This window comes from Pseudomonas sp. M2(2023) (assembly GCF_030263955.1).
In the GTDB taxonomy this organism is placed as follows: Bacteria; Pseudomonadota; Gammaproteobacteria; order Pseudomonadales; family Pseudomonadaceae; genus Aquipseudomonas; species Aquipseudomonas asiatica.
Map to the genome: position 1 here is coordinate 3,801,119 of NZ_CP127114.1, position 20,815 is coordinate 3,821,933.

The following is a 20,815-nucleotide window of genomic DNA, read 5'->3' on the forward strand; positions in this document are numbered from 1 at the left end:
TTATCAGCTACAAGCTACAAGCCGCGGACCGCGCGGCATGGCTTCCTGCGAAGCCAGGGCCGGCACGGTACGCAGCCAGAGGGTTAGATGTCCAGCAGCAGGCGAGACGGATCTTCCAGCAGGTTCTTGATGGTGACCAGGAAGGTTACCGCTTCCTTGCCGTCGATCAGGCGGTGATCGTACGACAGCGCCAGGTACATCATCGGGCGAATCACAACCTGACCATTGATGGCCATCGGGCGCTGGATGATGTTGTGCATGCCGAGAATGGCAGCCTGCGGCGGGTTGACGATCGGGGTCGACATCATCGAACCGAAGGTACCACCGTTGGTGATGGTGAAGGTGCCGCCAGTCATCTCTTCGATGGCCAGCTTGCCATCACGAGCCTTCTTGCCGAAGGTGGCGATGCCGTTCTCGATTTCCGCCAGGCTCATCGACTCGGCGTTACGCAGTACCGGTACCACCAGGCCACGGTCGCTGGACACGGCTACGCCGACGTCGGCGTAGCCGTGGTAGACGATGTCGTTGCCATCGATCGAGGCGTTGACAGCCGGGAAGCGCTTCAGGGCTTCGGTGGCAGCCTTGACGAAGAACGACATGAAGCCCAGGCGCACGCCGTTGTGGGTCTTCTCGAACAGGTCCTTGTACTTCGAACGCAGGGCCATGACTTCGGTCATGTCGACTTCGTTGAAGGTGGTCAGCATGGCCATGCTCGACTGGGCTTCGACCAGACGCTCGGCGATCTTGGCGCGCAGGCGGGTCATCGGCACGCGCTTCTCGGTGCGGTCGCCAGCGGCAACGACAACCGGGGCAGCAGCGGCAGCGGCGGCAGGCTTGGCAGCTGCAGCAGGCGCCGACTTCTTGTTGGCGACGGCAGCGACGACGTCTTCCTTGGTGATGCGACCACCTTTGCCGGTGCCGGCAACGGCAGCCAGGTCGATGCCGTTCTCTTCAGCCAGCTTGCGCGCGGCCGGGGCGGCAACCGGGTCTTCTTCGCCAGCGTCGGCAGCAGCGGCAGCCGGGGCAGCAGCGGCCGGGGCGGCAGCTGGTGCAGCGGCGGCAGCACCGCCTTCAACGATCGAACCCAGTACTTCGTCGGACAGGACGGTGTCGCCCTCGCCCTTGACGATGGCGCCCAGCACGCCGTCGGCGGTGGCCAGTACTTCCAGGACGACCTTGTCGGTCTCGATGTCGACGATCAGCTCGTCACGCTTGACGGCATCGCCCGGCTGCTTGTGCCAGGTGGCAACGGTGCCATCGGCAACCGATTCCGGGAAGGTTGGGGCTTTGATCTCGATAGCCATTATCTGTGTTTCCTTAAATTCGGTTTCAGGTGCGCGAAGGCATTAAACAGTGAAGGCGTCTTGCAGCAGTTTTTCCTGCTGTTCGGCGTGCTTCGATGCGTAACCACAGGCTGGCGCGGCGGAAGCGTCGCGGCCGGCGTATTCCAGGACCAGTGCCTTGTTGTGGCGGCCCAGGATACGGCGCATGTGGTGCTGGCTGCTGTACCAGGCGCCCTGGTTCATCGGCTCTTCCTGACACCAGACCGCATGCTTGAGGTTGGTGTAAGGCGCCAGGATTTCGACCAGGTCGTCCTCAGGGAACGGATACAGCTGCTCGATACGCACGATGGCGATGTCTTCGCGGCCTTCGGCACGGCGTTTTTCCAGCAGGTCGTAGTAAACCTTGCCGCCGCACAGGACCAGGCGTTCGACCTTGGCCGGATCGAGGCTGTCGATTTCCGGGATCACGGTCTGGAACGAGCCTTCTGCCAGGTCTTCCAGGGTCGAGATGGCCAGCTTGTGGCGCAGCAGAGACTTCGGCGTCAGCACGATCAGCGGCTTGCGCAGCGGACGGATGACCTGGCGACGCAGCAGGTGGTAGATCTGGGCCGGGGTGGTCGGTACGCAGACCTGGATGTTGTGCTCGGCGCACAGCTGCAGGTAACGCTCCAGGCGCGCGGAGGAGTGCTCCGGGCCCTGCCCTTCATAACCGTGTGGCAGCAGCATGGTCAGACCGCACAGACGGCCCCACTTGTGCTCGCCGCTGGTGATGAACTGGTCGATCACCACTTGCGCACCGTTGGCGAAGTCACCGAACTGGGCTTCCCAGATCACCAGCGCGTTCGGCGTGGTGGTCGAGTAGCCGTATTCGAAGGCCAGTACCGCTTCTTCCGACAGGAAGGAGTCGTACAGTTCGAACTGAGGCTGGCCCGGGAACAGGTTCTTCAGCGGTACGTAGGTGCTGGCGTCCTTCTGGTTGTGCAGCACCGCGTGACGGTGCGAGAAGGTGCCACGGCCGATGTCCTGGCCGGTCATGCGGATCGGGTGACCTTCGAACTGCAGGGTGGCGTAGGCCATGGTCTCTGCATAACCCCAGTTGATCGGCAAGCCACCGGCCTGCATCTTCTGGCGGTCTTCGTAGATCTTGGCGACCTGGCGCTGGACGACGAAACCTTCCGGGATCTCCAGCAGCTTGGCCGACAGTTCCTGCAGAGTCTTGAGGTCGAAGCGGGTATCGTGACGCGCGGTCCAGGCATGGCCCAGATACGGACGCCAGTCGACGAACAGCTCGCGGTTCGGCTCCTTGACCAGGCTCTTCACCACGTGCAGGCCGTTGTCCAGCGCGTTGCGGTACTCGTCGATCTTGGCCTGGGCGCGTTCGGCATCGATGCGGCCGGCCTGGATCAGTGCCTCAGCGTACAGTTCACGCGTGGTGCGCTGCTTGCTGATCTGCTGGTACATCAAAGGCTGGGTGCCGTTCGGCTCGTCGGCCTCGTTGTGGCCGCGGCGGCGGTAGCAGACCAGGTCGATGACCACGTCACGCTTGAACTGCATGCGGTAGTCGATGGCCAGCTGGGTCACGAACAGCACGGCTTCCGGGTCGTCGCCGTTCACGTGCAGGATCGGCGCCTGGATCATCTTGGCAACGTCGGTGGCGTACTCGGTGGAGCGCGCGTCCAGCGGGTTGCTGATGGTGAAACCAACCTGGTTGTTGATCACGATGTGCACGGTACCGCCGGTCTTGAAACCGCGGGTCTGCGACATCTGGAAGGTTTCCATGACCACGCCCTGGCCGGCGAATGCTGCGTCGCCGTGGATCGAGATCGGCAGTACCTTGTCGCCAACGGTGTCGTTGCGGCGGTCCTGACGGGCGCGCACCGAACCCTCGACCACTGGCGAGACGATTTCCAGGTGGGACGGGTTGAACGCCATGGCCAGGTGCACTTCGCCGCCCGGGGTCATCACGTTCGAGGAGAAGCCCTGGTGATATTTGACGTCACCGGAGCCCAGCTCGTTCATCTTCTTGCCTTCGAACTCGTCGAACAGCTCGCGCGGGTTCTTGCCGAAGGTGTTGACCAGAACGTTCAGGCGGCCACGGTGGGCCATGCCGATCACGACTTCCTTGGTGCCGTAGGAACCGGAGCGCTGGATCATCTCGTCCAGCATCGGGATCAGGCTTTCGCCGCCCTCGAGGCCGAAACGCTTGGTGCCCGGGTACTTGGTGCCCAGATATTTCTCAAGGCCTTCACCGGCGGTCACGCGCTCGAGCAGGTGGGCCTGCACGTCAGCGGAAAACTCCGGACGGCCGCGCACGCTTTCCAGACGCTGCTGGAACCAGCTGCGCTGCTCGGAATCGACGATATGGGTGAACTCGGCGCCAATGGTGCGACAATATGTCTTCTGGAGCGCCTCGAAGATCTCGCGTAGGCTCGCCTCCTCTTTGCCGATGAACAGGTCGCCGGCACGGAAGGTCGTATCAAGATCGGCATTGGTCAAGCCGTAGTGATTGATCGACAGGTCTACGGGCGCAGGACGCTGCCACAACCCCAACGGGTCGAGCTTGGCAGCCTGATGGCCGCGCATACGATAGGCCTGGATCAGTCGCAGAACTTCAACCTGCTTCTTCTCGTGTTCACTGCTCACGCTCCCGGCGGATACCGGTTGGGCGCGGCGCTGGTTCTTTGCCAGCAGTACGAAATGGTCGCGGATTGTCGAGTGCGATACATCGGTAGCGGTGCTGCCGTCGGCGGGCAACTTCTGGAAGTAGGTGCGCCACTCTTCTGGCACAGCGTTAGGGTCGTGCAGGTAGAGCTCATAAAGCTCTTCCACATATGCAGCGTTACCACCTGAAAGGTGGGCGCTTTCCCACATGCGCTGCATCACGCTTTCTTGCATGCTTGGTCACCCTCGGTTAGGGGACTGATCGGCGAGAGCCACAGCAAACCTGGAAAAGTCCGAATACAGCGACTGAACCACGCCACTTGGATCCTGCTGATTTTCCGGGTACCAGCCCGGAAGCCCCTGCTGGTCTCATATCTTCATAGGTAATGAACGCAGGCTTTGTGGGCCCTTGTTCGGGTTTTACCTCAGTGCGGGCTCACCACCCGCACCTCGGCTTACTGCAGGTACAACTCTTTGTATCAGGTGCCGCTTTGCAGCAGCATGTTACGTACGTGGCCGATTGCCTTGGTCGGGTTCAGACCTTTCGGGCAAACGTTGACGCAGTTCATGATCCCGCGGCAGCGGAATACGCTGAACGGGTCATCCAGGGACGCCAGGCGCTCCTGGGTCTTGGTGTCACGGCTGTCGGCCAGGAAGCGATAGGCCTGCAGCAGTGCGGCGGGGCCCAGGAACTTGTCCGGGTTCCACCAGAACGACGGGCAGGAGGTCGAGCAGCAAGCGCACAGGATGCACTCGTACAGGCCGTCCAGCTTGTCGCGGTCTTCCGGCGACTGCAGGCGCTCGATGGCCGGTGCCGGGGTGTCGTTCTGCAGGAACGGCTTCACCTTCTCGTACTGCTTGTAGAAGATGCTCATATCGACGACCAGGTCACGAATGACCGGCAGGCCCGGCAGCGGACGCAGAATCAGCTTGTTGCCCTTCACCACCGCCGACAACGGGGTGATGCAGGCCAGGCCGTTCTTGCCGTTGATGTTCATGCCATCGGAACCGCAAACGCCTTCACGGCACGAGCGACGATAGGAGAAACCTTCGTCCTGTTCCTTGATCAGTGCCAGCACGTCCAGAACCATCAGATCCTTGCCGCCGGTATCGACCTGGAAGGTCTGCATTTTCGGCGCCGAATCGGTGTCCGGGTTGTAACGATAAACTTCGACTTGCAACATAGCGGCCACCCTTAGTAAGTCCGGACTTTTGGTTCGAAGGCTGGAACAGTCTTCGGCGCAAAGTTGACGCCACGCTTGGCGACGCGCTTCTCACCCGGGTAGTACAGGGTGTGGCACAGCCAGTTTTCGTCGTCACGGTCTTCGTAGTCTTCACGGGCGTGAGCGCCGCGGGACTCTTTACGGGCTTCTGCCGCGATGGCGGTAGCTTCGGCGACTTCCAGCAGGTTCTGCAGCTCCAGCGCTTCGATACGCGCGGTGTTGAAGGCCTGGGACTTGTCGTTGATCTTGACGTTGGCGATACGGTCACGCAGACCGGCCAGCTGCTCGATACCCTTCTGCATGTATTCGCCAGTACGGAATACACCGAAGTAGTTCTGCATGCAGCTCTGCAGCTCGCGCTTCAGGCTGGCAACGTCTTCACCGGTGGTGCGCTCGTTCAGCTTGTTCAGGCGGTTCAGGGCAACATCGACGTCGGTGTCGCTGGCGTCGCGGTATTCCACGCCTTCGGTCAGCGCCTTCTCCAGGTGCAGGCCGGCAGCACGGCCGAACACCACCAGGTCGAGCAGCGAGTTGCCGCCCAGGCGGTTGGCACCGTGAACAGATACGCACGCCACTTCACCTACGGCGAACAGGCCCGGGATGATGTGGTCGTTGCCTTCGGCGTCCATGGTAATGGCCTGGCCATGAATGTTGGTGGCAACGCCGCCCATCATGTAGTGGCAGGTCGGGATGACCGGTACCGGCGCGACCACAGGGTCGACGTGGGCGAAGGTCTTGGACAGCTCGCAGATACCTGGCAGGCGGCTGTGCAGCACTTCCTCGCCCAGGTGGTCCAGCTTCAGCAGTACGTGGTCCTTGTTCGGGCCCACGCCGTTGCCGGCGATGATTTCCTTGACCATGGAACGGGCGACCACGTCGCGGCCGGCCAGGTCTTTCGCGTTCGGCGCGTAACGCTCCATGAAGCGCTCGCCGTGGGCGTTGATCAGGTAGCCACCCTCACCGCGGCAACCTTCGGTGACCAGTACACCGGCGCCGGCGATGCCGGTCGGGTGGAACTGCCACATTTCGATGTCCTGCACCGGCACGCCGGCACGCAGGGCCATGCCCACGCCGTCACCGGTGTTGATCAGGGCGTTGGTGGTGGAGGCGTAGATACGGCCGGCACCGCCAGTTGCCAGCACGGTGGCCTTGGACTTGATGTACAGGGTCTCGCCGGTTTCGATGCAGATCGCGATCACGCCAACGAATGCGCCGTCCTGGTTCTTCACCAGGTCAACTGCGTAGTACTCGTTGAGGAAGGTGGTGCCGGCTTTCAGGTTGCCCTGGTACAGGGTGTGCAGCAGCGCGTGACCGGTACGGTCGGAAGCGGCGCAGGTACGGGCAGCCTGGCCACCTTTACCGAAGTCCTTGGACTGGCCACCGAACGGACGCTGGTAGATGCGACCGGTTTCGGTACGCGAGAACGGCAGGCCCATGTGGTCCAGCTCGAAGACCGCAGCCGGGCCTTCCTGACACATATATTCGATAGCGTCCTGGTCACCGATGTAGTCGGAGCCCTTGACGGTATCGTACATGTGCCAGCGCCAGTCGTCGTTCGGGTCGGCCGAAGCGATGGCGCAGGTGATGCCGCCCTGGGCGGATACAGTGTGCGAACGGGTCGGGAAGACCTTGGTGACTACGGCAGTCTTGTGGCCGCCTTGAGCCAGCTGCAGCGCAGCGCGCATGCCGGCGCCGCCGCCACCGATGATGATGGCGTCGAAGGAAATGGTTGGAATGCTAGCCATGGATCAGATACCCCAGAGAATCTGCACACCCCAGACGAAGTAAGCGAACATCGCAACGCCGCATACCGCCTGGAACAGGAAACGAATCGCAGTTGCCGACTTGCCGAACGACATAGGCGTCAGGTAGTCGGTCGCAATGGTCCACATGCCGACCCAGGCGTGAGCGCCCAGGGCAACGAGGGCCAGCAGACTGAAGATCCGCATCGCGTTGTTGGAGAACAGACCATGCCACTGGGTGTAGTCGATGCCTGGGTGGGCGACCACGTAGCCGATCAGGAAGAGGAAGTAAGCCGCGAGAACGACCGCAGAAACGCGCTGCGCCATCCAGTCATAGAGGCCCGAACGCGACAGGTTCGTGACATTGGTTACCATACCCAAACTCCCACCAGAACGATCAGCACCACGGAGATGACGATCACGATTTTCGAGCCCAGCTTGCCGCCTTCCAGCGTCTCACCGATGCCCATGTCCATGATCAGGTGACGAACACCTGCCACGAGGTGATAAAGCAGGGCGGACAGCAGGCCCCAGGTCACGAATTTGGCCAGCGGGCTGGTCAGACACGCCTTCACCTCACCAAAGCCTTCCTCGGAACCCAGCGACTTGCCCAGTGCATAAAGCATGATGGCAAGGCCGAGGAACAGGATGACGCCGGAGATACGATGCAGGATGGACGTGTACGCAGTGACGGGGAGCTTGATGGTCCTTAGGTCTAGGTTTACAGGTCGTTGGCTTTTCACGGCTTTTTTCACACTGAAGAGCCCCTAGCGAATCAGGGCAAAGTTGTTGGTAAGTGTACTGGTCAGGTACCCACCACCCAGGGAACGGCGACCCCCAGCAGTTCGGGCTTGCAAGCCCCTGGCGGTCGGGTTGCGAGTATAGACAGTTAGGCTGCTTATGACAACGTGACGGGGTAGCCCAAATAGCGCATTGCCTTTAGCGCACAAAAGGCGTAAATGGGCGAGAATTTCGCGAAAAATCAGGCCTCAATGCCTGTTTCAACAAGCCTTTAGGCAAATTGACATCTGAATTTATCCCTCTATAGTGGTGCGGGCCCTGCGTGGGGGGTCTGTCTGATGATTTCAAGCATTAATAGGAGGCCACATGGCTGACAAAAAAGCGCAGTTGGTCATCGAGGGCGCTGCCCCCGTCGAGCTGCCCATTTTAACCGGCACCGTTGGTCCTGATGTAATCGACGTCCGCGGGTTGGGGGCCACTGGTCACTTCACCTTCGACCCTGGTTTCATGGCGACTGCCTCGTGCGAGTCGAAGATCACCTACATTGACGGCGACAAAGGTATCCTGCTGCACCGCGGCTACCCGATCGAACAGCTCGCTGAAAAATCCGACTACCTCGAAACCTGCTACCTGCTGCTCAACGGCGAACTGCCGAATGCCGAGCAGAAGGCCCAGTTCGTCAGCACCGTGAAGAACCACACCATGGTTCACGAGCAGTTGAAGTCCTTCTTCAACGGCTTCCGCCGCGACGCCCACCCGATGGCGGTGATGTGCGGCGTGGTTGGCGCCCTGTCGGCGTTCTATCACGACTCCCTGGACATCAATAACCCGCAACACCGCGAAATTTCCGCGGTGCGCCTGGTCGCCAAGATGCCGACCCTGGCCGCGATGGTTTACAAGTACTCCATGGGCCAGCCGATGATGTACCCGCGCAACGACCTGTCGTACGCGGAAAACTTCCTGCACATGATGTTCAACACCCCGTGCGAGATCAAACCGATCAGCCCGGTGCTGGCCAAGGCGATGGACCGGATCTTCATCCTCCACGCCGACCACGAGCAGAACGCCTCCACCTCCACCGTTCGTCTGGCCGGTTCGTCGGGTGCCAACCCGTTCGCCTGCATCGCCGCCGGTATCGCCGCACTGTGGGGCCCGGCCCACGGCGGTGCGAACGAAGCGGTACTGACCATGCTCGATGAAATCGGCGATGTCTCGAACATCGACAAGTTCATCGCCAAGGCCAAGGACAAGAACGACCCGTTCAAGCTCATGGGCTTCGGTCACCGCGTGTACAAGAACCGCGACCCGCGCGCCACCGTGATGAAGCAGACCTGCGACGAAGTCCTGCGCGAGCTGGGCATCAAGAACGACCCGCAGCTGGAACTGGCCATGCGCCTGGAAGAGATCGCCCTGACCGATCCGTACTTCATCGAGCGCTCGCTGTACCCGAACGTCGACTTCTACTCGGGGATCATCCTCAAGGCAATCGGCATTCCGACCAGCATGTTCACCGTGATCTTCGCCCTGGCACGTACCGTGGGCTGGATCTCGCACTGGAAAGAAATGCTCTCCAGCCCGTACAAGATCGGCCGCCCGCGCCAGCTGTACACCGGCGAGCAGAAGCGCGACATCGTTGCGCTGCAGGACCGCAAGTAAGCTTCCATAGCCGAACGCAAAAAGGCTGCCCTCGGGCAGCCTTTTTTATTCGTCCTGTGCTGGTCTCTTCGCGGGTAAACCCGCTCCCACAGGGACCCCACAGGCCCGAAAGTTTGCGGGATACCTGTAGGAGCGGGTTTACCCGCGAAGAGGCCAGCACAGGTGACACAATGCCTCAGTTTTTCTCAGCCCGCTCCCGCAACCCTTTCAGGGTATTGAACGGCGCATCCACCACGAACTTGTTGGCCACCATCGCCGGCACGCTACCACCCGGTTCGGTGTGCACCTGATAGGTCACTTCCGTGCTGTCGCCCTTGGGCACCAGCTTCCAGAAGCCTTCGACCTTCGCCACCCGCACAAAGCCCTTCTCTTCCGGGATATAGGTCGGCTCTTCCTTCAGGTTGCGCACCAGGCTGCCATCAGCCTCCTTCACAGTAGTCACATGCAACACCGAGTCCCGCGGCGTCACCGGCCATGGCGTATTGAACTGGGTATAGGTCCAGCTTTGGTCACCTTCGTGCTTGAGCAGCTTCTGCGACTTGCATTCGTGAATCCATGCACAAGCCCCGACCACGTCCTCCTGCAACGCCTGCACCTTGGCCAGCGGCGCCTTGATCACAGTGACACCTTGATAGGCCTTGTACTTGGAACCGGCCACTTCGCTAAGGGAAACCTTGATCCCCTCCTCGTCCTTGGCCACCTGCCAGTTTTCGGCCCAGGCCGCAGGCGCCAGCAGAACACCCATGCCACACAGCAGAGCAATACGCTTGAACGATCTCATCATGTTTATCCTTGTTTTCGAAGATCCAGCCTGTCACGCCGCCGTTATCTGTTCCCACCAGCCGAGAATCCTTATAGCCTCATCACGATCACTGCCACACACCTCGACATCCGCCTTGAAACCACCACACACCGCAGGCCTTTCGGGCTTGCCGAACAAGTCGCAGAGGTTGTCGACAGTCAGGTGCAGGCAGCGCTCGCCAGCCGGCTTGCCATTGGGCATGCGCGGCATCGCAGAGGTGATGGACGGGGCGATGCAGCAGGCACCACAGCCCTCACGACAGTTCATGGCTCTTCACCAAAATAACGACTCCCTGGAACAAAACGGGACGAGCGTCCCTGGATAGTAACCGCTCAAACAGGCGTTTGAAATTGCTGGCACGCTGAAATCTGCCATGACCCGGCAGTCAGTTCGTCAGCTACTGGCGGTACTCGAAATCGATGGCCGCCCCTTCCACTTCCCGACGGCTGTCATTGCGTAGCTGCAGCTGCATTTCATTGCTGATCAACCGGCCATTGAGCTGGAACGGGCTGTCGCTGGTCTCCGGCTTTTCAGTGAACATGGGGGGCAGAAGAGGTTTGCGACGCTGTATCGGCGACAGGCTGCCCACATTCGGCTCAAGGTTATCGACCATGTCGGCCGGCAGGCTGAGGTCGAGCTTTGCCTTGGGTAGCGGCTTGGCAACCTCCTTGCTCACCTGCTTGCGCGCCGGCCTGGCCTTGCTGTTACCGGCTTTTTTTGCTGATTGTTTGTGCGCTGGCCTGGCTGCGGCCTTCTGCACCGGCTTGGCCGCCTGCGCCTGGCTTGTCGGCTGTGCAGCCTGGGCAACACCAGCCAGGCTGCAGAGCGGTACAAGGCACAAGATCAGGGCAAAACGGCGCAGAGCATTCATGGCAAATGGACAGACTGGCAGGAAAAGTGCGTATGCTCCCTGTTCCACAGGCGCGTGGCAAGCCTATAAAAAAGCTGCCGCTGGCTCCCGGCACAATTGCTGGGCCAGCAAACCGAGGGTGATCACCGCGCGCTCGGCTTCCTTGTTCCAGGGTATGCCGCAATTAAGGCGGATGCAGTGGTTGAATTGCTCGGTGTTACTGAAGATCAGCCCCGGCGCAATACTGATGCCCTGCTCCAGCGCACGCACATGCAGCTCCTGAGTGTTGACCCGCCCCGGCAGGCTCACCCACAGGATGAAACCGCCCGTCGGCCGGGTCATCTGGGTACCCTCGGGGAAGTGTTGCTGCACCGCCAGCTGGTAGGCACTGAGGTTCTTGCGGTACTCCTGGCGAATGTAACGCAGGTGCCGGTCGTAGCCGCCATTCTCCAGGTAGGCCGCCACCCCCATCTGCGTCACGCTACAGGCCGAGTGGGTGGTGAAGGTTTGCAGGCGCTGGATCTCGTCCTGATAGCGCCCGGCAATCATCCAGCCAACTCGAACACCAGGGGACAGCGTCTTGGAAAAACTCGAGCAATAGATTACTCGGTCCAGGCGGTCGAATGCCTTGAGCGCCTTGGTCTTGCCTTGCTCGAACATCAGCTCGCCATAGATGTCATCCTCGACGATCTGGATATCGAAGTCCGACGCCAGGCGCAGCAACTGCTTCTGCCGCTCTTCCGGGATAGTGCCACCCAGCGGGTTGCTTAGGCGCGCGGTCAGAACCAGGGCCTTGATTGACCACTGGTTGGCGGCCAGTTGCAGCGCCTCGAGGCTGATGCCGGTGGACGGGTCACTGGGGATCTCGATCACCTTCAGGCCTAGCAGGTCGGCCAGTTGCAGCAGCCCGTAATAGGTGGGCGATTCGGCGGCGATCAGGTCGCCGGGACGGGTCAGCACGCGCAGCGACATCTGCAGTGCATCGACACAGCCATGGGTCACGATCACTTCACGCGGGTCGACCAGCACACCGGCATCACGCATGCGAATGGCGATCTGCCGGCGCAGCGGCTCGAAACCGGGGCTGAACATGTAGCTGAAGGCACGCGGGCTGTGGAAGCGCGTGACCTTGGCAATCTGCTGGTGCAAGGCACGGACCGGCAGGTAGTCGACGTGCGGCACCGCGGCGCCGAACGGGAACACGCCATCACGGCGAGCCTCGGTCAGCACCTGCTGGATGATACTGGCGCGGGTGACCAGGCCGGGGCGCTCGACCCGGGCGATGTCCGGGGTCTGCGCGGTCAGGGCCGGGGTCTGGTGCACGTAGTAGCCGGACTGCGGCCGCGCACGGATCAGCCCCTGGTCCTCGAGATTGGCATAGGCCTGCAGCACCGTGGCATGGCTGACATTGAGCTGGGCGCTCATCTTGCGCACGGAGGGTACCCGCTCGCCTGGCTGGTAGACACCACGACGGATGTCATCGGCCAGTTGCTGGGCGATACGCTGGTACAACAGCAGGTTGGTCATGGCGGCAGACTCGTTATTCTTGTACGGCTCAGTGACGGTAGAGGATACCGTAACAGTTGCAAAGTGTACTGGGACAGAATGCAACATAGTCGACAATACAATAGTGTGACAGCTATCGAAACGATTAAGCCGACAAACTGCCGGGGGTGCGCCGCCCCTGTGGGAGCGGGTTCACCCGCGAAGCAGGCGACGCGGTGGATGGCACCGGCTTTGCCGGTGTTCGCGGCTAAAGCCGCTCCCACAAGAGCAGTGCCAAACTCAAGGCATGCACAACGCCTGTAGGAGCGGCCTTGTGTCGCGAAAGGACCGCAGAGCGGTCCCCGGCATTTCAAAGACTCAGCGCGCCGGCGCCAGCTTGCCCTTGTCATCGGAGAACACGATCTCCACCCGACGATTCTGCGCCCTGCCCCGCTCCGAGGCATTGGCCTCGATCGGGTACTGGTCGCCATAGCCCTCGACCTGCAGCCGCTTCTCGTCGATACCCAGGTCTACCAGCATGTCGGCCACGGCCTGCGCCCGATCACGCGACAGCTTCAGGTTGTCCTCCGCCGGGCCGGTGCTGTCCGTATAGCCCTCGATCCGCACCACCCGGCGCGGGTTGAGCTGGAGGAACTGCACCAGCTTGAGCACGGTACGGCTGGCCGAGTTCTTCAGGTCAGCCCGGCCGGTGTCGAACAGCACGTCCCCCAGGGTCATCACCAGACCACGATCGGCCTGCTCCGAGGCCAGCGCGGCGATCTGCGACTCGACCCACTTGCCCTGCTGCTGAACACTGGCCAGCTTGGCCTCGCGCAGGGCCAGCTGCAGGCGCTGGCGCTCCAGGTCGAGCTTGGCCTGGCGTTCCTGGTTCAGCGCCAGCTTGGCATGCTCGCTGGCAATTTCGCTGTAGCGCTGGCTCAGGAAGGCGTAATGGCGCACGTCGGCACCGGTGCCGATGTAGCTGGACAGGCGCTCGGCACGGGCCAGCGACTCGCCTGCGCGAATCACGTCACGCGGCGCGCTGCGCAACACATTGGAATCATCCTTGACCTTCTGGAAAGCTGCAGTGGCATCATCCAGCGCTGCGCTGCTGCGCTGGCTGGCGCAACCTTGCAAACCTGCCGCCAGCGCCAGCACTGCCAGCGCGGCCAATGGCACACGACGGATCATGGCTGCACCTCCAACTGCTTGCGCAGGCGCTGGACCCGCGACTGCAGCAGTTGCAGCTGCTCTTCACTCTTCTGGTTCAGAACCTGGGCCTCGGCCAGGCGCGCATCCAGTTCGGCCTGCTCGGCACGCATGCGCGCATCGCGGTAGTCTTCGGTGAGCATGTTGGCCTTGGCCCGGGCCAGCTTGTCTTCAGCCAGCTTGAGCGCATCGACCTGCTCGGTGGCACCGACGGCCCTGGCCTGCTCCAGTGCCTGTTCGGAAATGCGCATCTGCTCGTTAGGGGCCGGATCGTTGGCGCAGCCAGCCAGGCCGAGCACGGCCAGGGCAAGGATTAGTGGTTGGGTTCTCACGCAATCTTCCTAGTGTTTGGGGGCGTCCGACGGCACCTGCAGCTGCGCTTTCCAGCGCTCGACATTACGTTGCAGCACGGCCTCGGATGCTCCGGAGATCGGCAATTCTGTCAGTTTTTTCGCCAATTGCCCACGCAGCCAGCTGTCATTGCAGGCCGAATTGTGCGACAGCGCCAGGTACAGGCCCGGCCGATCCACCGGCAGGCCGCGGGCGATCAGGTCATTGCTCATGCCCAGGCTCTGAGCCATGGCGATGCCCGAATAGCGGCCAGCGAGCACATAATCCACCTGGCCGAGCACCAGCTTCTGGAATGCCTGGGTCAGGTTCTGTGCCGGCTCCAGCTTCAGCTGGGCCTTGGCGAAAGCGGTAAAGGCCGGGGTCAGCCGCGCGCGCTCGGACAAACTGCCTTGGTACTGGGCCAGGTCCGCCGGGCCCTCGAAGGCCAGTGTGGCGTCGTGACGCGTCCACACCAGGTATTCGTTGAGCTGCAAGGGCGGATGGATGTAGTCCAGCGCGGTCAGTTGCTCCACCTGCATGGGGGTGTCGAGCAGCAGGTCCATGCGCCCGCTACGTACTTCTTCCAGCGCCTGGTCACGACGGCCGGCGCTCAGCACCTCCACCTTCACGCCCAGTTCGCCAGCCACCTGGCGCAGCAGATCGACGTTGGCGCCGATCAGGTGTTTCGGGTCGTTCGGGTCCTGCCATGAATAGGGCGGTGAATCAGGGCTGCCGGTTGCCACCAGGCGTTCACACTTGCCCGCCGCCATGGCCAGCGGCGAAACCAGCACCGCCATGCATGCCAGCAACCCGCCTGCTTTACGCAGCACCATTGCTCACTCCTTGTACAGACCAAAAAAAACCCGGCCCCTGTACAAGGGCCGGGTTCTTTATAAGTGAAGCAGGCGGATCAGACCAGCTTTTCCAGCTCCGGAACCGCTTCGAACAGGTCAGCGACCAGGCCGTAGTCGGCTACCTGGAAGATCGGCGCTTCTTCGTCCTTGTTGATCGCCACGATCACCTTGGAGTCCTTCATGCCGGCCAGGTGCTGGATCGCACCGGAGATACCGACGGCGATGTACAGCTGTGGCGCGACGATCTTGCCGGTCTGACCGACCTGCATGTCGTTCGGCACGAAGCCGGCGTCGACCGCGGCGCGCGAAGCACCGACGGCAGCGCCGAGCTTGTCGGCCAGGCTGTACAGGTGCTTGAAGTTGTCACCGTTGCCCATGCCACGGCCGCCGGAAACGACGATCTTGGCAGCGGTCAGCTCTGGGCGGTCGGACTTGGCCAGCTCTTCGCCAACGAAGGCCGAGATGCCGGCGTTGTGCGCAGCGCCAACGGCTTCGATGGCAGCCGAACCACCTTCGGCGGCCACGGCGTCGAAGCCGGTGGTACGCACGGTGATGACCTTGATGGCGGCGCTCGATTGCACGGTGGCAATGGCGTTACCAGCATAGATCGGGCGCTTGAAGGTGTCGGCGGACTCGACCGAGATGATCTCGGAGATCTGGTCCACGTCCAGCAGCGCGGCAACGCGCGGCAGGATGTTCTTGCCGTTGGTGGTGGCCGGCGCCAGCACGTGGCTGTAACCCTTGGCCAGCTCGACGATCAGCGGCGCAACGTTTTCTGGCAGGACGTGGGCGTAGGCAGCGTTATCTGCAACCAGCACCTTGGCCACGCCAGCGATCTTGGCTGCGGACTCGGCAACGCCGCCCACGTTCTGGCCAGCGACCAGCACGTGCACATCACCACCGATCTTGGCGGCAGCAGCAACAGTGTTCAGGGTGGCCGGGGCTACGGCACCGTTCTCGTATTCAGCGACAACCAGGATAGTCATTTAGATTACCTTCGCTTCGTTCTTCAGCTTCTCGACCAGTTCGGCCACCGATTTGACCTTGATGCCAGCGCTGCGGGCAGCCGGGGCTTCAACCTTCAGGGTCTTGTTGGTGGAGGCGAGGGAAACGCCCAGCGCATCTGGAGTAAGAGTCTCCAGCGGCTTCTTCTTGGCCTTCATGATGTTCGGCAGCGACGCGTAGCGCGGTTCGTTCAGGCGCAGGTCGGTAGTGACGATGGCTGGCAGGTTCAGTGCAACGGTCTGCAGGCCGCCGTCGATTTCACGGGTGACGTTCAGCTTGTCGCCAGCCACTTCGACCTTGGAGGCGAAGGTGCCCTGGGCGAAGCCGGTCAGCGCAGCCAGCATCTGGCCGGTCTGGTTGTTGTCACTGTCGATGGCCTGCTTGCCGAGGATGACCAGCTGCGGCTGCTCTTTGTCGACAACGGCTTTCAGCGCCTTGGCCACGGCCAGGGAATTCAGTTCGTCAGCGGCTTCGACCAGGATGGCACGGTCGGCACCCAGTGCCAGGGCAGTACGCAGTTGCTCCTGGGCAGTGGTCGGGCCGACGGAAACGACGACGATCTCGGACGCGACGCCCTTTTCCTTCAGGCGTACGGCTTCTTCCACGGCGATTTCGCAGAAGGGGTTCATGGACATCTTGACGTTAGCAAGGTCGACGCCGGAGTTGTCCGCCTTGACGCGAACCTTGACGTTGTAGTCGACCACTCGTTTGACAGCTACAAGAACCTTCATGGATTCCTCGTTACTCTCCGGTGAATAGATAGTCGCCAGGGGCAGAGCCCTGCGATGCGCGTGGGTACAAGGGCACCTCTAAAAACGTACCGGGAGGCGGTAACTTCACAGTGACCGAACAGTCTTGTCCGGACTCTTGCGACAAATACTCACGGGTCATTTTCTGTCGTGGCGTGTAAACTCCACTACAAACCGGCCAAAGGCCGCAAAACCCTGCTCCACACCTGGTCTTTAGAGGTGTACCTGCGCCCGGCTGCAAGCCTACGGCGAACGTAAAACCGCTCGTATCTTGACCGTAACACCCAATCCGGTCAATACGGCAAATCGGTCACCCTCCAGCCGCGTTCCTGTGATTTTACTGGCCTGCGGCAAATTCAAACAAACGTTTGTATTGGACCCGCCAAGTGGTGTAGATATAATGCGCGGCCAAGACAAAACGGTGTAGTCCGTCATTTGCCCAGCTACAGTTCCGCCGTTGCGTAGAACCGCTGCGAATGCCCCGCGCACCCAATAAGACAAAGCAACAGCACGAGCCTTGATGAGTAGGAGAGAACCAGTGGAACGCGAATACATGGAATTCGACGTGGTCATCGTCGGCGCCGGCCCGGCGGGCCTGTCCGCCGCCTGCCGCCTGAAGCAGAAGGCCGCCGAAGCCGGTAGCGAAATCAGCGTCTGCGTGGTGGAAAAAGGCTCTGAAGTCGGCGCCCACATCCTCTCCGGCGCAGTGTTCGAACCCCGCGCCCTGAACGAGCTGTTCCCCGACTGGAAAGAGCTCGGCGCGCCGCTGAACACCGAAGTGAAGCGTGACGACATCTACGTGCTCAAGGATGCAGGCAGTTCGACCAAGGTGCCTGACCTGTTCGTGCCCAAGACCATGCACAACCAGGGTAACTACATCATCTCCCTGGGCAACCTGTGCCGCTGGCTGGCCCAGCAGGCCGAGAACCTGGGCGTGGAAATCTACCCGGGCTTCGCCGCCCAGGAAGCACTGTTCGACGACAACGGCGTGGTCCGTGGCATCGTCACCGGCGACATGGGCGTCGACCGCGAAGGCAACCCGAAGGACGGCATGTACACCCCTGGCATGGAACTGCGTGCCAAGTACACCCTGTTCGCCGAGGGCTGCCGCGGCCATATCGGCAAGCAGTTGATCAAGCGCTTCAACCTCGACAGCGAAGCCGACGTCCAGCACTACGGCATCGGCCTGAAGGAAATCTGGGAAATCGACCCGGCCAAGCATGAGCAGGGCCTGGTGGTGCACACCGCTGGCTGGCCGCTGGACGTCATGGCCAAGGACAACACTGGTGGTTCGTTCCTCTATCACCTGGAAAACAACCAGGTGGTGGTCGGCCTGATCGTCGACCTGTCCTACTCCAACCCCTACCTGTCGCCGTTCGACGAGTTCCAGCGTCTCAAGCACCACCCGGTGATGGCGCAATACCTCGAAGGCGGCAAGCGCATCAGCTACGGTGCCCGTGCCATCTGCAAGGGCGGCTTCAACTCGCTGCCGAAAATGGTCTTCAACGGCGGCGCGCTGATCGGCTGCGACCTGGGTACCCTGAACTTCGCCAAGATCAAGGGCAGCCACACCGCAATGAAGTCCGGCATGCTCGCCGCCGAAGCGGTGGCTGATGCACTGATCGCCGGCAGCGAAGGCGGTGACCAGCTCAACGGCTACGTCAGCGCCTTCAAGGCCAGCTGGCTGTACGAGGAGCTGTTCGCCAGCCGCAACTTCGGCCCGGCCATGCACAAGTTCGGCCCGCTGCTGGGCGCGGCATTCAACTATGTGGACCAGAACTGGTTCGGCGGCAAGCTGCCGTTCACCCTGCACGACACCAAGCCGGACTACGCCTGCCTGAAGCTGGCGGCCGAGTCGCAGAAGATCGATTACCCGAAACCGGACGGCAAGCTCAGCTTCGACAAGCTCAGCTCGGTATTCCTCTCCAGCACCAACCACGAAGAGGAACAGCCCTGCCACCTGAAGCTGACCGACCCGAACGTGCCGATCGCCAGCAACCTGCCGCTGTACGACGAGCCGGCCCAGCGCTACTGCCCGGCAGGCGTGTACGAGGTTGTCACCCAGGAAGACGGCAGCAAGCGCTTCCAGATCAACGCGCAGAACTGCGTGCATTGCAAGACCTGCGACATCAAGGACCCGGCCCAGAACATCACCTGGGTCACCCCTGAAGGCGCTGGCGGGCCGAACTACCCGAACATGTAAGGCCCCTGCCCTGCACTGACAAAAAGCCCCCGGTTCTCACGAGCCGGGGGCTTTTTGTTTTACCTGTACCGGCCTCATCGCCGGCAAGCCAGCGATGAGGCCAGAACAAACAACAGAAAACTATTTTTCACCACACATTACCGGCATCGGCTCTGCCGCGAACGCCAATGGCTCCCGACGCCCGAAGTACAAAGCCGTCAGCAACCCCACCGTGCCCATGACAAGACAAAAGCCGACACACACCCACGGGCTCCACGGCATCAGCGCAATCAGCGCCAGCGGCGTGGTGCTGGCCCAAAGAGCGTAGGCCACGTTATAGGTGAAGGAGATGCCCGACACGCGGATCTCGGCCGGGAACAACCCGACCATCACTGACGGCACCACGCCCACCACGCCGCAGGACAGGCCCGCCAGCGCATAGGCCAGCCAGGTCACGCCCCACTGTCCCACCAGGCTGGCATACAACGCGCCGATGCCCACCGGCAGCAACATGCTGTAGAACATCAGTGCGCGCCAGGCGCCTGCACGGTCGACCAGCAGCCCGGCCAGCACGCAGCCGATGTTGAGGAAGACGATGCCCACGCTGCTAAGGGCAAAAGTGTGCCCGGCACTCATGCCGAAGCGCTGCTGCATCACTGTCGGAGTAATCACCACCAGCACCACCACGGCGGAAGTCAGCACGCAGGTCAGCAGCGCCGCCGGGATCAACGCCCGGCGGTGTTCGCCCAGCACCCGCCGCAGCGGGAAGCTCACCGGCTGCTCCTGGCGCGCGCGCAGGGCAAGGAACACCGGTGTTTCGCTGAGCCAACGACGCAGCCACACGCCGATCACGCCGAATACCCCGCCGAGCAGGAACGGGTAGCGCCAGGCGTAGTCGAGGATTTCCTGCGGGGTGAACACTTGCGCCAGCAAGGTCGCGGTCAGTGCCCCCAGCAGATAACCAAAGGTCAAGCCGGCCTGCAGGAAGCCCAGGGCATAACCGCGCCGCCCGGCTGGCGCGTGCTCGGCGACGAAGGTCCAGGCACTCGGCACCTCGCCGCCCACCGCCGCGCCCTGCAAGATACGCAGTGCCAGCAGGATCAGCGGTGCAGCGTAGCCGATGTCGGCGTAGGTCGGCATCACCCCGATCAACAGGCACGGCAGTGCCATCATCAGGATGCTCAGGCTGAAGACCCGCTTGCGTCCCAGGTGGTCGGCGAAGTGCGCCATAAGGATGCCGCCCAGCGGCCGCGCCAGGTAGCCGGTGACGAAGATTCCGAAGCTTTGCAGCAGGCGCAGCCACTCGGGCATCTCGGGCGGGAAGAACAACTGGCTTAGGGTCAGCGCAAAGAATACGAAGATGATGAAATCGTAGATCTCCAGCGCGCCGCCCAACGCCGCAAGGCCCAGGGTCCGGTGGTCGCCGCGGCTGAACCGTGGCGGGCGAGCGGTATCGATGGCAGTCATGGCAGGGTCCGCAAATCGGCAAAGGGCAAGAGGATAGCAAATAGCTGCCCCCTTGCCCCGCCCGCTGCGGCTTTAGCGGTTGAACAGGGTGTTGACGAAATTGGCCTTCGGCAGTGGCCGCGCCGTGGCAACCGGCATGGCGCCCGGCAGCGGTAGCCTGCCGACCTGCAGCGGCGAATCGATGATCGCCATGAATGCCTCCAGTGCCTCGTTGTCGGGCACCTGGGGCAGGCTCATGCTGACGGCCTGGCGCTCGGCCTGCGGCACCAACGGCACTTGCAACTGGTTGGAGTGATAAAGCAGGGCATGCTGGATCTGCGTGCTGACGCGACAGAAGCGCGCCAGATCGACCCCGACATGGCTGGCCAGCTCGATATTGCCCAAAAGCAGGTGGAAAGGCTGCAAGGCACTCAGCACCAGGCGCTGCAGCTCCTCGAAGCTTTCCACTGGCGCTATCCGGTAGTAGCCCAGGCCGTTGAGCAGCCGCTCCAGTTGCAAGCGCTGGCAGGGGTGTGCATCGGCGATGAGGATGCGCAGGGTCTTGTTGGCCATGGTGGGACCTGGGCAGTTGGGTAA

At 62.0% G+C, this 20,815-nt stretch carries 19 protein-coding genes; 2 read left to right on the forward strand and 17 right to left on the reverse strand.

Annotation, left to right across the window (positions count from 1 at the left end):
- Positions 1–83: 83 nt before the first annotated feature.
- From odhB to sdhC, 6 genes are all read right to left on the reverse strand, one after another.
- Positions 84–1,304, reverse strand: a complete 1,221-nt coding sequence (odhB, locus tag QN085_RS17570; protein WP_013973440.1) for a 2-oxoglutarate dehydrogenase complex dihydrolipoyllysine-residue succinyltransferase — start codon at positions 1,302–1,304, stop codon at positions 84–86.
- A gap of 42 nt (positions 1,305–1,346) precedes the next feature.
- Positions 1,347–4,178, reverse strand: coding sequence for a 2-oxoglutarate dehydrogenase E1 component (locus QN085_RS17575; protein ID WP_013973441.1), 2,832 nt, complete (start codon positions 4,176–4,178; stop codon positions 1,347–1,349).
- A gap of 245 nt (positions 4,179–4,423) precedes the next feature.
- The gene (locus QN085_RS17580; RefSeq protein WP_011534752.1) at positions 4,424–5,128 is read right to left on the reverse strand and encodes a succinate dehydrogenase iron-sulfur subunit; all 705 of its coding nucleotides are present in this window, start codon (positions 5,126–5,128) and stop codon (positions 4,424–4,426) included.
- Positions 5,129–5,139: 11 nt separating this feature from the next.
- Positions 5,140–6,912 carry a succinate dehydrogenase flavoprotein subunit gene (gene sdhA / locus QN085_RS17585; RefSeq protein ID WP_013973442.1) on the reverse strand — a complete coding sequence of 591 codons (1,773 nt, stop codon included), beginning with the start codon at positions 6,910–6,912 and terminating at the stop codon, positions 5,140–5,142.
- 3 nt (positions 6,913–6,915) lie between these two features.
- Entirely contained in the window at positions 6,916–7,284 is a 369-nt protein-coding gene (gene sdhD / locus QN085_RS17590; protein WP_003254214.1) for a succinate dehydrogenase, hydrophobic membrane anchor protein, read from the reverse strand.
- Positions 7,278–7,664 (reverse strand): succinate dehydrogenase, cytochrome b556 subunit, encoded by a 387-nt coding sequence (gene sdhC / locus QN085_RS17595; protein WP_012315350.1) that lies wholly within the window; start codon positions 7,662–7,664, stop codon positions 7,278–7,280. Before sdhC ends, sdhD begins: the two co-directional genes overlap by 7 nt.
- Before the next feature lie 352 nt (positions 7,665–8,016).
- Between sdhC and gltA the strand changes: the two genes are divergently transcribed.
- On the forward strand, positions 8,017–9,306 hold the full coding sequence (gltA, locus tag QN085_RS17600) for a citrate synthase (RefSeq protein ID WP_013973445.1): 1,290 nt from the start codon (positions 8,017–8,019) through the stop codon (positions 9,304–9,306).
- Between the two features lie 175 nt (positions 9,307–9,481).
- Here gltA and QN085_RS17605 read toward each other — a convergent pair whose 3' ends face one another.
- The 9 genes from QN085_RS17605 to QN085_RS17645 form a co-directional block, all read right to left on the reverse strand.
- On the reverse strand, positions 9,482–10,087 hold the full coding sequence (locus QN085_RS17605; protein ID WP_024087417.1) for an START domain-containing protein: 606 nt from the start codon (positions 10,085–10,087) through the stop codon (positions 9,482–9,484).
- A 33-nt stretch (positions 10,088–10,120) separates the two neighbouring features.
- On the reverse strand, positions 10,121–10,375 hold the full coding sequence (locus QN085_RS17610) for a YkgJ family cysteine cluster protein (RefSeq protein ID WP_023661894.1): 255 nt from the start codon (positions 10,373–10,375) through the stop codon (positions 10,121–10,123).
- 130 nt (positions 10,376–10,505) lie between these two features.
- Positions 10,506–10,979, reverse strand: a complete 474-nt coding sequence (locus QN085_RS17615; protein ID WP_023661893.1) for a hypothetical protein — start codon at positions 10,977–10,979, stop codon at positions 10,506–10,508.
- A 63-nt stretch (positions 10,980–11,042) separates the two neighbouring features.
- A complete protein-coding gene (locus QN085_RS17620; RefSeq protein WP_041505757.1) occupies positions 11,043–12,485 on the reverse strand; it encodes an aminotransferase-like domain-containing protein in 1,443 nt (480 codons plus the stop codon).
- A gap of 336 nt (positions 12,486–12,821) precedes the next feature.
- Entirely contained in the window at positions 12,822–13,634 is an 813-nt protein-coding gene (locus QN085_RS17625) for an OmpA family protein (RefSeq protein ID WP_023661850.1), read from the reverse strand.
- Positions 13,631–13,984 carry a DUF4398 domain-containing protein gene (locus QN085_RS17630; RefSeq protein WP_023661849.1) on the reverse strand — a complete coding sequence of 118 codons (354 nt, stop codon included), beginning with the start codon at positions 13,982–13,984 and terminating at the stop codon, positions 13,631–13,633. The genes QN085_RS17625 and QN085_RS17630 overlap by 4 nt, the downstream gene beginning before the upstream one ends.
- 9 nt (positions 13,985–13,993) lie before the next feature.
- Entirely contained in the window at positions 13,994–14,815 is an 822-nt protein-coding gene (locus QN085_RS17635) for a substrate-binding periplasmic protein (protein WP_023661848.1), read from the reverse strand.
- 77 nt (positions 14,816–14,892) lie between these two features.
- Positions 14,893–15,822, reverse strand: a complete 930-nt coding sequence (locus tag QN085_RS17640; protein WP_013973453.1) for an electron transfer flavoprotein subunit alpha/FixB family protein — start codon at positions 15,820–15,822, stop codon at positions 14,893–14,895.
- Positions 15,823–16,572: an electron transfer flavoprotein subunit beta/FixA family protein gene (locus QN085_RS17645; RefSeq protein ID WP_023661847.1), complete on the reverse strand. Its 750-nt coding sequence runs from the start codon at positions 16,570–16,572 to the stop codon at positions 15,823–15,825.
- 556 nt (positions 16,573–17,128) lie between these two features.
- Here QN085_RS17645 and QN085_RS17650 point away from each other — a divergent pair.
- Positions 17,129–18,793 carry an electron transfer flavoprotein-ubiquinone oxidoreductase gene (locus QN085_RS17650; protein WP_031324687.1) on the forward strand — a complete coding sequence of 555 codons (1,665 nt, stop codon included), beginning with the start codon at positions 17,129–17,131 and terminating at the stop codon, positions 18,791–18,793.
- Between the two features lie 120 nt (positions 18,794–18,913).
- Here QN085_RS17650 and QN085_RS17655 read toward each other — a convergent pair whose 3' ends face one another.
- Positions 18,914–20,239: an MFS transporter gene (locus QN085_RS17655; RefSeq protein ID WP_041505756.1), complete on the reverse strand. Its 1,326-nt coding sequence runs from the start codon at positions 20,237–20,239 to the stop codon at positions 18,914–18,916.
- A gap of 72 nt (positions 20,240–20,311) precedes the next feature.
- Complete coding sequence (locus tag QN085_RS17660; protein WP_013973457.1) at positions 20,312–20,791, reverse strand: hypothetical protein; 480 nt, start codon at positions 20,789–20,791, stop codon at positions 20,312–20,314.
- Positions 20,792–20,815 lie beyond the last annotated feature (24 nt).